The sequence below is a fragment of the Thiocapsa sp. genome (genome assembly GCF_011390875.1).
GTDB lineage: Bacteria > Pseudomonadota > Gammaproteobacteria > Chromatiales > Chromatiaceae > Thiocapsa.
Genome location: NZ_JAABRP010000146.1, coordinates 1 through 12714 on the forward strand (window position 1 = coordinate 1; position 12714 = coordinate 12714).

Genomic DNA, 12714 nt, shown 5'->3' on the forward strand with positions numbered 1-12714 from the left:
TCGGGATCGACCTTGAAGCGACTCGCTACCGTCGTAGTCGACGCGGTTCATGTGTTTTTTGGACTTGATATTTTTAATGTCCTAAACCGCGCCGACTCCAACGGTCATCAAGTCTGCCGGGGCCGATCCCATCCAAAAACATCGCATACCGCGCCCGGCGCGGTTTAGGTAGGAGTAGGCCCATGATTCCAGGTGAGATCATCACGGTTCCGGGCGACATCGAGCTGAACGCCGGCCGGCCCGGACTAACCATCAAGGTCGCCAACACCGGTGACCGTCCGATCCAGGTCGGCTCGCACTACCACTTCTACGAGACCAACGGCGCGCTCGCCTTCGACCGGGAGCAGACCCGAGGCTGTCGGCTCGACATCCCCGCCGGCACGGCCGTGCGCTTCGAGCCCGGTCAGTCCCGAACCGTAACCCTGATTCCCTATGCCGGCGACCGCATCGTCTACGGCTTCAACGCCCAAGTCATGGGCGCGCTCGACGGAGATCAGTCATGAGCAAGATCAGCAGGGCGGCTTATGCCTCCATGTACGGTCCGACCGTCGGGGATCGAGTACGCCTGGGCGATACCGAGCTCTTCATCCAGATCGAGGAAGATCACACCCGGTACGGCGACGAGGTGACGTTCGGCGGCGGCAAGGTCATCCGCGACGGCATGGGACAGTGCCAACGCCAGGCCGACGAGGTGGTGGATCTGGTCATCACCAATGCCCTGATCCTGGATCATTGGGGCATTGTGAAGGCCGACATCGGCATCAAGAAGGGGCGCATCGTCGGGATCGGCAAGGCCGGCAATCCGGATACCCAAGTCGGCGTCGATATCCTGATCGGGCCGGGGACCGAGGTCATCGCCGGTGAAGGGCAGATCATCACCGCCGGCGGCATCGACGCGCATATCCACTTCATTTGCCCTCAGCAGGTTGAAGAGGCGCTGATGTCCGGCGTGACGACGATGCTCGGCGGCGGCACGGGACCCGCAACCGGCACCAATGCGACCACCTGCACGCCGGGGCCCTGGAATATCCGCCGCATGCTCCAGGCCGCTGAAGCGCTTCCGGTCAATCTCGGTTTCCTCGGCAAGGGCAACGGTAGTCTGCCGAATGCCCTGGAGGAGCAGGTACGTGCCGGTGCCATGGGACTGAAGCTGCACGAGGATTGGGGTACGACGCCGGCCGCGATCGACTGCTGTCTGGGAGTTGCCGAGAAGATGGACGTGCAGGTCGCGATCCACACCGACACGCTCAACGAGTCCGGTTTCGTCGAGGACACGATCGCCGCCTTCAAGGACCGCTGCATCCACACCTATCACACCGAGGGCGCGGGCGGCGGCCATGCCCCGGACATCATCAAGGCCGCGGGACTGCCGAACGTGCTGCCGTCATCCACCAATCCGACCCGACCCTACACGGTCAATACGGTCGACGAGCATTTGGACATGCTGATGGTCTGCCATCACCTGTCCCCGTCGATCCCGGAAGACGTCGCCTTTGCCGAGTCGCGCATCCGTCGGGAGACCATTGCGGCCGAGGACATCCTGCACGATCTGGGGGCCTTCTCGATGATCGCCTCGGACTCCCAGGCGATGGGGCGTGTCGGCGAGGTCATCTGCCGCACCTGGCAAACGGCGCACAAGATGAAGGTCCAGCGCGGCTCGCTCCCCGGCGACCCGGCCGAGCACGACAACTTCCGCGCCAAACGCTATATCGCCAAGTACACCATCAACCCGGCGATCACCCACGGCATCGCCCATGAGGTCGGCTCGGTGGAGGTCGGTAAGCTCGCGGATCTGGTGCTCTGGCGGCCCGCCTTCTTCGGGGCTAAACCCAGCCTCATCATCAAAGGCGGCCTGATCGCGGCGGCCGCGATGGGCGATCCCAACGCCTCCATCCCCACACCCCAGCCGGTCCACTATCGACCCATGTTCGGTGCATTCGGCGGCGCATTGGGCGCGACCTGCATGACCTTTCTTTCGCAATGGGCCTTGGAGGCCGGCGAGCCGCAGCGGCTGGATCTCAAACGCTTGGTCGGGGTCACCCGCGACAGTCGACTGGTGCGCAAGTGCAACATGATCCACAACGACTATCAGCCGACCATCGAGGTGGATCCGCAGACCTATCAGGTCCGGGCCGACGGCCAGCTGTTGACCTGCGAACCGGCCGCGGTGCTGCCGCTTGCTCAGCGGTATTTTTTGTTTTAAACCGCGTCCCCGCTAAGGGCTGTGGATGCACCGAACGTCGAGCTCACGCGAAAATCAGTATCTCGCTCTGGACGCGGTTTAAGCCTGATGCGCTCCGGCGATCGCATCGTCGGGGGTGTCCATGTGCGCCCGGCGACACCCCCGATCGGAGCGGTAGGGTGGACAAGCGCAGTCCACCGACGTCGGTGCATGCCTCGATGGACTTCGCTCTCGCTCGCCCACCCTACCGGCCGGTCTTGCGAACAAGGCTTGCTCGGTCGATCCCTGCGAGGGTCTGATTCGGTTATTCTATCGCCCTGACGACGCGTTCCCTCGCGGTACGCCACCTGCCTTGCCGGCATTTTCGCCTGCAGATCCGACCGATACTCCAATGACGTCCCTATGAAACAGGCCATCACCGATTTGATCCGCACGGCCCTCGCGAGCCTCGTCGAGGCCCCGACGAGCGACGCCGGCGGACTGCCCGTCCCCCAAGTGGATCGCACCAAGGACACGTCACACGGCGATTTTGCATCCAACGTCGCAATGGTGCTCGCCAAGCGTCTCGGCGCCAAGCCGCGCGAGGTCGCGCAACGTCTGCTGGATGCCCTGCCCCCTTCCCCGCTGATCGCGCGCGCGGAGATCGCCGGGCCCGGGTTCATCAACTTCTTTCTGGCCGAGGATGCCTATCGTAGGCTGATCCCCGAGATCCTGAGCGCGGGCCCCGCCTTCGGACTCAGCCGCATCGGTGCCGGGCGGCGCGTGCAGGTCGAGTTCGTCTCGGCCAATCCGACCGGGCCGCTGCACGTCGGACACGGTCGCGGGGCCGCCTACGGCGCAGTCGTCGCCGACCTGCTCGCGGCGGTCGGGTTCGACGTGCATCGCGAGTATTACGTCAACGACGCCGGGCGGCAGATGGACATTCTCGCAAGCTCCGTCTGGCTGAGATATCTCGAGCTGTGCGGCGAGGAGGTGACCTTTCCGAGCAACGGCTACAAGGGCGACTATGTCTGGGACATCGCCGCGACGCTGCATCGCGAGCATGGCGACGCCTATCGGGTGGATGCCGCTACGGTCTTTGCCGGCCTGCCCCCCGATGCGCTGCCCGACGGACAGGACGGCGGCGACAAGGAGGCCCATATCGACGGGGTCATCGCCGCCGCGAAACATCGGTTGGGCGACAACCGCTACCGTTATGTCTTCGAGCTCGGGCTGAACACCATTCTCGACGACATTCGCGAGGACCTGGCTCAGTTCGGCGTCGAATATCAGGAATGGTACTCGGAACGCACGCTCGCCGAGAGCGGCGCCGTCACCCGGGCGATCGAGCGCCTGCGCGAGGCCGGTCATGTTTACGAGCACAACGGGGCACTCTGGTTCCGATCCAGCGCCTTCGGAGACGAGAAGGACCGGGTGGTGGTGCGCGAAAATGGCCAGAGCACCTATTTCGCCTCCGACATCGCGTATCACATGGACAAGCTCGAACGCGGCTTCGAGCGCGTCATCGACATCTGGGGCGCCGATCACCACGGCTATGTCCCGCGCGTGAAGGCGGCGCTCCAGGCAATGGGCGACGAGGTCGAGCGCCTCGAGGTACTCCTGGTCCAGTTCGCGATTCTCTATCGCGGCGGCGAGAAGGCGCAGATGTCGACACGCTCCGGCGAGTTTGTGACCCTGCGTCAGTTACGCAAGGAGGTCGGGCGCGATGCCGCGCGCTTCTTCTACGTCATGCGCCGTTGCGAGCAGCACCTGGATTTCGACCTGGATCTGGCCAAGTCCGAGTCCTCCGACAACCCGGTCTACTATGTCCAATACGCCCACGCCCGGGTGTGCAGCGTCTTGCGTCAGGCCGCGGAAAAGGGCATGCCGGTAGAGCCGAGTCCGGGTGTCGAGAATCTGGAGCGACTGACCGAGTCACATGAGCTGGCGCTGCAACGCACCCTGGCGCGCTATCCGGAGGTGGTCGAGGCAGCGGCGCTCAAGGCCGAACCGCATCTGCTGACCCATTACCTGCGCGAGCTGGCGAACGAGCTTCACACCTACTACAACGCCCATCAGTTCCTGGTCGCGGATGCGGACCTGCGCGATGCACGGATCAAGCTGATACTGGCGGTGCGCGAGGTGCTGCGCAACGGTTTGGGTCTGCTCGGCGTCTCCGCACCGGAGGCCATGTGAGATGAGCAAGGATTATCGGCGGGCCAGCCTCGCGCGGGCGACGCCGCGGCGCGGCAAGCAGGGTCACTCCTGTCTCTGGTCGTTCCTGCTCGGCGGTATGCTGGGGGCCTTCGGGGTCGGTCTCTATTGGACCCAGAACCCGCATGCCCTGCAGACGTCGCCCGCCGTCTCGCCCGCCAAGGTCGAACGGCCCGCGGCGGCGCCTCCGAGCTTCGAGTTTCCCAACCTGCTGCGCGATACGGAGGTCGATATCGCGCCGCCGCCACCACCACCGCCCGCCGCCCCGCGTCCCGAACCTCCGGCCGCCGTCGAGACGGTGCAGCCTGCGCAGCCGACCCCCGCGGTCCCGACCTCGACGACCGGCAAGGGCTTCTTGGTCCAGGTCGGCTCTTTCAGACGCGCGAGCGATGCCGAGCGCCTAAAGGCGGAGCTTGCGCTACTGGGCATCTCCAGTCGCGTAGAGAAAGCGACCATCCCGAGCGGCGAGACCTATCATCGTGTGCGCACCGGCCCCTATGCCGATCAGGCTGCCCTGGACAAGGTGCGCGCCATGCTCAAACGCAACGGCAAGGACGCCATGACGATTCCGATCAAGTGAGCTCGACAGCCGGTGCCGGTGCTGGATGGATACCGGGCGCGGCTTCGGCGATGATCATGCAATGATGCTGCGCGGACCTACCCCAGCTCGAGCGTCTCGCCGGAGGCAACATAGACGGCACGCTCGGCGACGTTCGTTGCCCGATCCGCAACCCGCTCGTAGTTGTGCACGATCCACAGCAGATAGGTTCCGGTCGCGGCAAAATCCGGATCGGCACGCATCATAGTCAGCACGCGCTGTATGACCGCTTGCTCGTTGCGGTCGACCTGATCCTCGCGTGCGATGCTCTCCCTGGCACCCTGCTCGTCTCGACCGCAGGTGAACGCGTCCAATGCCTCGCCGAGCATGGCGATCGCATCCGCGGCGACCTCGACGATCGCCTCGACCGACTCGCTCGGGAACGGCGTCTCCCCTGCTCTGCGCAGGATGCGAGCGACGTCCGCCGCATAATCCCCGATGCGCTCGAGCTCCGAGACCAGCTCCATGCAAGCGCCGATGGCGCGCAGATCCGCACCGGCCGGCTTATAGGCCGCAAGCGTTACCAGGCATTCCTGCTCGAGCACTCGCCGCTGCTGATTGATCCGCGCGTCACCCTCGATAATGCGCTCGGCCAGCTCGAGGTCATGTCGGCTCAGGCAGGTCACGGATTGGTTCAAGGCGGCGATGACCAGCTTTCCCAGGTCGCCGACCGCGCTCTGCAGCTGCGCGCGCCGGCGCTGCACCAGATTGATGTTCTCGCTCATCCCATCGTCCCCTGTCTCATGTGTCGATGCCGTCGCACGACCGACGGTCTCCGCGCCGGGTATATACCGATCGCACGTGGGTTTTTCGCCGCCTGTCACGCCCCTAAAAACCCGCGCGCGCTCGGTATAACATAAGGACGCCGACCCGCCTAGATTGGATTCTGACTCGCCACCCGATATGACCCTCATGACTGACACACATGACGCGCCCGCCCCGACGACGATCTGCGTGACCCGCCACGGCGAAACCGATTGGAACATCACCGGGGTTCTACAGGGATGGATCGATGTTCCACTCAACGCCAACGGCCGGAAACAGGCCCTTGAGATGGCCGATGCCTTCAAGGACCACGGCTTTTCGCATGTTTGGACGAGTCCCCTGAGCAGGGCGTCGGAGACCGCGCGGATTGTCGCCGAGGTCCTGGGAGCGCCCTCGCCGATCCACTCCGAAGGTCTTAAGGAACGGAACTTCGGCCGGGTCCAGGGGATGACCAAGCAGGATCTGTCGGTACTGCATCCGGGGCTGCATGCGGACATCATGCGCAGAGACCCGGCCTGCCATTTCGACGAAGGCGAGTCGCCGGATCAGTTCGCCGATCGGATCGTCGCCACCCTGCATGAGATCGCACGACGGCATCCCGGCGAGCGCGTCCTCGCCATGACCCACGGTTGGGTCATGGACGTGATCACCCGACATGTCCGCCAATTACCGCGGACCCTGGTACTGGATATGAAGCGCAAGAACGGAGAGTCCCTTTGGCTTGCGGTGACGGCGGGATCGGTCTTCTCGGTCTCCGATGCCGGTGACGGGATGGGGGCGCCGAGCGGCTCGTAAGCAAAACAACTCGACGAGAAAAATGCCTTTGCCGCGGTTGTCGTTGTCGTAATCGACAACGATGCGATTCGGTGCTCAACGTATTTCTGACACGTGACTAAGTCTTTTTCGAGCAATAGCGCGATGCGAGCTCATCGGGTCCAACCGCTTTGCCGAAGAAATAGCCCTGCGCCTCGTCGCAGCCCCCGCGTATCAGAAGCTCGGCCTGTGCATTTGTTTCGACGCCTTCGGCGAGAACGGTCAGCCCGAGGCCGCGCGCCAGACCGATAACGGCGTGCACGATGGCTTCATCGTCGCTGCCGGTCATCAGCCGCTCGATGAAGGAGCGGTCGATCTTCAGCCGTCGAATCGCCAGGCGCTTGATGCATGCCAGCGACGAGCAGCCGGTGCCGAAGTCGTCCACCGCCAGACCGATACCGAGTCCGCTGAGCTGCTCCAGATTTGCGATCGTGTTTGCGGGGCGCGCCATGATCGATGCCTCGGTCAGGTCCAGCTCCAAACGCCGCGGATCCATGCCCGTTCGAGCGAGGATCGATTTGATCTTCTCCGGGACGTCGTTGCCCTGAATCCGGTGCACCGAGAGATTGACGGCGAGCCGGGGTACCCCAAACCCGCATCGATCCCAGGCGGCCACCTGTGCGCAAGCGTGCTCGAGGACCCAGAGATCCAGTTGATCGATCAGCCCGATGTCGTTCGCCAACGGTAGAAAATGGGCTGGCGACAGCAAGCCCAGCCTCGGATGATTCCAGCGGCACAACACCTCGACGCCGCACAGCGCGCCCTCGGGCAGAACCACCTGGGGTTGATATTCGAGCATTAGCTCGTCGCGCGGGAGCGCATTTCGCAACTCCTGCTCCAAGCGGAGTCGCTCCGCGGCTCCTTCCGACATCTCGGGATCGAAGAACCTGAAGCCGTTGCGCCCGTCCGCCTTGGCGCGGTACATGGCCGTATCGGCGTGTCGGATCAGGGTGTCGACATCGGCACCGTCGAGCGGGTAGATGCCGATGCCGATACTCAAGCTGAGGAAAAGCTCTCGACCCTCCACGTCGAAGGGTTTCACGAAGAGATCGAGCAGACGTTTTGCGAGGACCGCCGCGTCGTTGGGCTCTTGAACGTCCTCGGAGATGACGACGAACTCATCGCCCCCAAGGCGCGCGACGGTGTCACACGCACGCACGGCATGCGTCAAGCGCTCGGCGACCTGTTGGAGCAGGAGGTCGCCGACCGGATGCCCGAGCGTGTCGTTGACGACCTTGAACCGGTCCAAGTCCAGGAAGAGGAGTGCCGTCTCGCCGCCGCGTCGGATCGTGCGGGGGATCGCCTCCTCCAAGCGCTGGCGGAACAGACTCCGGTTCGGGAGTCCCGTGAGGGCGTCGTGCTGCGCGAGAAAGTGCAGCTGCTCGCGCGAGCGTTTCAGCTCGGTAATGTCGCGATTCACGCCTCGGCGTCCCAGAAAATCCCCTGATTCGCCGAAGACGGGGGTACAGGAATGCTCGATCCAATACTCTTGGCCATCGAGGTGGCGGATACGCAGCTCAAGTGGATTGATACCGCTCGACTCGTCGCCGAGATGGGCCCCGAGGTGTTTTTCCCAGAGATGGCGATCGTCGGGATGAAGCAGGCGACCGAAGAGCCCCGCATCCGCGATGAACGCCGCCGAGGGATAGCCGGTGAGGCGCGTGCAGGCCGGCGACACATAACGATATTGCGCGTCAGGCCCGATCCAGTATTCCCAGTCCGAGCTGAACTCGGCGATGACGCGATAGCGCTCGCGACTCTCGCGCAATGCCTCGCGTTGCAGGACAGCCTCGGTGCGGTCGACAACGGCACAGAGGATGCGCCGCCCGTCCTCCTCGTCGGTCGGCAATGCGGCCATGTGGAGATCGCCGATGAAGACCTTTTCGGCCTTGGTGCGGAATCCCAGCTCATGAAGATCGATCGGTTCGTCCGGGCGCAGGTTCGCGAGCGCGTGAATGGCCGGCCCCCGGTCGGATTCCTCGATCAGGCGGATGAAGAAGTATTGGTGGTAGACCGTGTCGCGCAGACCGAATAGACGCCGTGCCTCCTCGTTGGCCTCCTTGACGAGTCCCTGTCCGTCGACGACCAGCTCGGCCACGGGCAGGTTGTCGAAGAAGGCCATGAAGCGGCTCAGGGCGGTCTGAGTCTGACGATGGCTGCGCTGCAGCTCCTCGTTCTGGATCTCGAGCTCGGCCTGATAAATGCGCAGGCTTTCCACCAGGGCTGCTTGGTCGACGTCCTTGCCGGCAAGGAGTTTTTCGGCCAGATCGAAGCGACCCTGCCGCAGCGCGAGAAGCGCGCGCGTGCGCAGCTCCTCGTCGGGAATCTCGAAGGGGTCACCGGCGTCCGTTCCCGGTTGATCGGTTGCAGTCGTCACGCCACTAGTCTTCGTCACCGGCGTCGGACCACTGACTGACATTGATGTGGCTGACGATCACGCCGCCGCCGGGGTGGCGAATCCGCGCGACATGCATGGCGAACCAGCGTCGTTCGTGCGGAGAGTGACAGGGATACTCCATCGCAAACGCTTCGCGCCGCCCATCGAGGATCGCGCGGATGCCCTCCGCCGCGGTCCGACCTCCGGGACTCTCGTCGCCCGATCCGCCTTCGCATGCGGAGAGATAGTTGGACCCGACGCCCGAGACCTTCAGGTCGGGATCGCCGTTGGCGGCGGCGAACTCGCTCCAGGCGCGATTCACCAGCGTGATGACGCCGTTTGGATCGAGCACGGCGACGTGCTCCGGGAGCGAATCCAGCACGGCCTGCATGCGCTCGATATCGTAAAGCGTGGTGATGTCGACGAAGGTCGCAACCGCGCCGCGCGCATCGCCCGGACGCACCGCATAGGGCAGGACGCGCGCGAGATAGACGCGCCCGTTGGCGGCGTGGATCTCGCGCTGAAGCATCTCGCCGCTGTCGACGGTGCGGTGCAGCTCCTCGATGAAGTTCGGATACTGGAGCAGGTTCGCAAAATCGTCGATGGGCCGCCCGAGATCGCCGTTGCGGATTTTGAAGAGGCTGGTCGCCTCGGGCGTGAAGCGGGTCAGGCGCAGCGAGGAATCGACGAAGACGGTGGCGATGGCGGCGGCCTTGGCCATGCTGTCGAGGTCGGCATTGAGCCGATTGAGGATCTCGATCTTTTCCTGGTTCTCGGCGTTGACGGTATAGAGCTCCTCGTTGACCGATTGAAGCTCCTCGTTGGAGCTTTGAAGCTCCTCGTTGGAGGCCATCAACTCTTCGTTGGTGGCCTGCAGCTCTTCGTTTGCGGTCTCCAGCTCCTCGATTGTCGCCTGCAGGCTCTCGCGCGTCGCATTCAGCTCGCGCTCGAGCGTCTCCATGCGCTGGATCGTCTCGCGATCGATATTGATCGTTTCCATGCCGGTCGTGGTCGCGAGCGTCTCGATCGGCAGCGGCTCGGGCTCGGGCTCGAACGACAGCAGCAGATGCGACTCGCCCTGCATGACGTCGAACGGCCGCACCACCAGGCGCAACCGCCGCGAGGCGCCGTCCGCGAGTCCGACCGACAGAATATCGGAGCGCAAAGGCGCGGCACTGCGCGTCGCCTTATGCAGCAGTGCTTGGGCGACAGGTGCGAGCGGGGCCGCAAGCAGCTTGGCGACATCCAGGGTCGCGTTGCCCTCGGCGATGCGCAGATAGTCGCCGACCTCGCCGAAGACGTGGAGCAGCTCGAAGCGACTGCTGAGCAATAGACTGGCCGGCGCATAGCCGCGCAGCAGCATCGCCTGGCCGGCATCGATGACGGCGGCATCGCTGGCGAGCTGATGACCGTGCCGTCCGGGCCGTCGTCCCGGGACACTGGGGGCGCGCGGAGCGAGCGGGGTATTCGCCAGATCCAGCGGCAGCGACACATGGCGCAGGATCCGATAGATCTTGTGCTTGGAGCTCACGGCAGTGAAATCCGACTGGAGCTCGGCCAGGGTCTCGCTCGGCCCCAGGAAGAGGAATCCTCCCGGCGCCAATGCATACTGGATGCGGCGCAGTGCCCGCTCCTGGGCTTGAGTGCGAAAATAGATCAGGAGGTTGCGGCACGAGACCAGATCCATCCGCGTGAAGGGTGGATCTTCGAGCAGATTGTGCTTGGCGAAGACGATGCTTTGGCGGATCTCGTTCTTGACGACGAAGTGGTTGCCGCGCTTGTAGAAAAAGCGCTCGATCCGTTCCGGGGAGAGCTCCGCCGTGATCGCCTCGGAGAAAACGCCGGCCCCGCCGACCTCGACGTTCTGCTGCTCCACGTCGGTCGCGAAGAGCTTGAAGTTCGGCCAGCGCCGCGCCCGATCGAAGGCTTCGGCGAACAGGATCGCCAGGCTGTAGGCCTCTTCGCCGGTGGAGGCGCCCGCCACCCAAACCCGGATCGGCTGGTTCTCGCCACGTTCCGCAACGATGGTCTTCACGACCGTTTCGGCCAGGATGTCGAAGGTCTCCGGGTCGCGGAAAAAGCTGGTGACCGGGATCAGCATCTCCCGGCGCAACACCGCCAGCTCGCCCCGATCGTTGTCGAGCAGCCGGACATAGTTGGCCAGATCCGGGGTATGACGGACCTGCATCCGCCGCTCGATCCGGCGCATCACGGTCGCCGGTTTGTATTCCCGGAAGTTGATCCCCCCCTGATGCTGCAACAGGTGCATCGTCTCCTCGAAGGCGTCGTCCTTGTCGATACCCAAGGCACGCCCGTCGGGCTGGACCTTGGCTCGGGGGATCTGATGAATATGCTCGACGATGCGCGGACCCAGCGCGTCCGGCGGAAGGATCGCGTCGACCAAGCCGGTGGCGATCGCACTGCGCGGCATGCCGTCGAATTTGGCCGATTCCGGCTCTTGGGCGAGCAGCAAGCCACCTGCGTCATTGATGGCGACCGCGCCGCGTGTGCCGTCGGAACCGGTTCCGGAGAGCACCACGCCGATGGCGTGCTTGCCGAACTCCTTGGCCACGGAGGTGAAGAAGAGGTCGATCGGCAGGGTGAGTCCGCGCGGGTTCTTCGGCGTCAGGCGCAGGGCGTCGCCCGAGACGCTCATCATGCTCGCCGGCGGGATGAGATGGACCCGGTCGGGCTCGATGCGCATGTCGTGCTCGACCGTCACGACCGGCATCGCCGTGTGGCGGCCGAGCAGATTGGCCATCATGCTCTTGTGATCCGGCGAGAGATGCTGGATCACCACATAAGCGGCGCCGAGATCGGTCGGTAGCGATTGAAAAAATCGCTCCAACGCATCGAGCCCTCCGGCGGAGGCGCCGATGGCCACCACATAACCGTGGAACTGTCCAGTGCGCGTGTGCTCGCCCTGCGGCTGCTCGGCTTCGATCACCTTCGACATGATGGATTCCTTTAGCTCCTTTGCTGCCGGGTCGCAGACGCACCGGCTCCGGCCGGTTCGGCTTGACGGCCCCGTTTCGACGCGACGGGGGATCCAAGGCGACCCTGCAACGTCCTGCGGTCGGGTCGCGACAGCATCTAATTGTAGTCCTACCCCTTCGCTCGTGCCGTGATTTTCATCAGACAATCAGGCATCGGCTCGAAGTAGCACAAGGGCATGGCCTGCGATCCGTCCCGGAGCGGGCAGAAAGCATGCCGCGGGGACGAGCGAGTGTGAAGTCCACCGAGCCATCGGCATCGCCGAGACGGACCCGCACGATTGCGGCGAAGCTCGGCTTTTTCGATGGCGTCTGACACCAAGATCTGAGCTTGCCCGGGGCGAGCGGAACCAATCTCCCCACCGATTGCCCCATTGTTCCGTACCGCGTCTCGCAAACATGGCGTATTCGCGTGGACCATGGCCGGCGGCTGCGGAGACAAAGCCATCATGACAAACGATCTCGACAGTCCATTCAAGCAATCCGCCGAGAGCTGGCATGCGCAGGCGGCAGGGGCGGTTGTCGACCGACTCCGGACCGGCGAGGCGCGGGGCCTGACCGGCAAGGAGGCCGAGCGGCGGCTTGCCGAGTATGGCCTCAATCGGCTGCCCGAGCCCAAGCGTCGCGGGCCGCTCGTGCGGCTCCTGCTGCAATTTCATAATCCTTTGATCTATGTCCTCCTGGTCGCATCCGTCGTGACCTTCCTCCTGGACTACTACGCCGATGCCGCGGTCATCCTGAGCGTGGTCATCATCAACGCGCTCATCGGATTCGTTCAGGAGGGCAAGGCCGA

Annotated in this window: 9 protein-coding genes; 6 read left to right on the forward strand and 3 right to left on the reverse strand. The window is 64.2% G+C overall.

Annotated features, from left to right (window positions below):
- The first annotated feature begins 182 nt into the window (after positions 1-182).
- From GPT33_RS12550 to GPT33_RS12565, 4 genes are all read left to right on the forward strand, one after another.
- Positions 183-503, forward strand: coding sequence for an urease subunit beta (locus tag GPT33_RS12550; protein WP_296809437.1), 321 nt, complete (start codon positions 183-185; stop codon positions 501-503).
- A complete protein-coding gene (gene ureC / locus GPT33_RS12555) occupies positions 500-2203 on the forward strand; it encodes an urease subunit alpha (RefSeq protein WP_296809438.1) in 1704 nt (567 codons plus the stop codon). Before GPT33_RS12550 ends, ureC begins: the two co-directional genes overlap by 4 nt.
- A gap of 381 nt (positions 2204-2584) precedes the next feature.
- The gene (gene argS, locus GPT33_RS12560; RefSeq protein ID WP_296809440.1) at positions 2585-4357 is read left to right on the forward strand and encodes an arginine--tRNA ligase; all 1773 of its coding nucleotides are present in this window, start codon (positions 2585-2587) and stop codon (positions 4355-4357) included.
- Position 4358: 1 nt separating this feature from the next.
- Positions 4359-4955 (forward strand): SPOR domain-containing protein, encoded by a 597-nt coding sequence (locus GPT33_RS12565; protein ID WP_296809442.1) that lies wholly within the window; start codon positions 4359-4361, stop codon positions 4953-4955.
- Between the two features lie 77 nt (positions 4956-5032).
- Here the strand turns inward: GPT33_RS12565 and phoU are convergent, their stop codons facing one another.
- Positions 5033-5698, reverse strand: a complete 666-nt coding sequence (gene phoU, locus GPT33_RS12570; RefSeq protein ID WP_296809444.1) for a phosphate signaling complex protein PhoU — start codon at positions 5696-5698, stop codon at positions 5033-5035.
- A gap of 187 nt (positions 5699-5885) precedes the next feature.
- Here phoU and GPT33_RS12575 point away from each other — a divergent pair, with 187 nt between their 5' ends.
- Complete coding sequence (locus tag GPT33_RS12575; RefSeq protein ID WP_296809447.1) at positions 5886-6533, forward strand: histidine phosphatase family protein; 648 nt, start codon at positions 5886-5888, stop codon at positions 6531-6533.
- Positions 6534-6630: 97 nt separating this feature from the next.
- On the opposite strand, the gene GPT33_RS12580 is transcribed toward GPT33_RS12575, so the two are convergent.
- Positions 6631-8928 carry a bifunctional diguanylate cyclase/phosphodiesterase gene (locus GPT33_RS12580; RefSeq protein ID WP_296809449.1) on the reverse strand — a complete coding sequence of 766 codons (2298 nt, stop codon included), beginning with the start codon at positions 8926-8928 and terminating at the stop codon, positions 6631-6633.
- A gap of 4 nt (positions 8929-8932) precedes the next feature.
- Positions 8933-11884, reverse strand: coding sequence for a chemotaxis protein CheB (locus GPT33_RS12585; protein WP_296809450.1), 2952 nt, complete (start codon positions 11882-11884; stop codon positions 8933-8935).
- A 486-nt stretch (positions 11885-12370) separates the two neighbouring features.
- Between GPT33_RS12585 and GPT33_RS12590 the strand changes: the two genes are divergently transcribed.
- A partial coding sequence (locus GPT33_RS12590) for a cation-transporting P-type ATPase (RefSeq protein WP_296809452.1) occupies positions 12371-12714 on the forward strand: 344 nt, incomplete at its 3' end.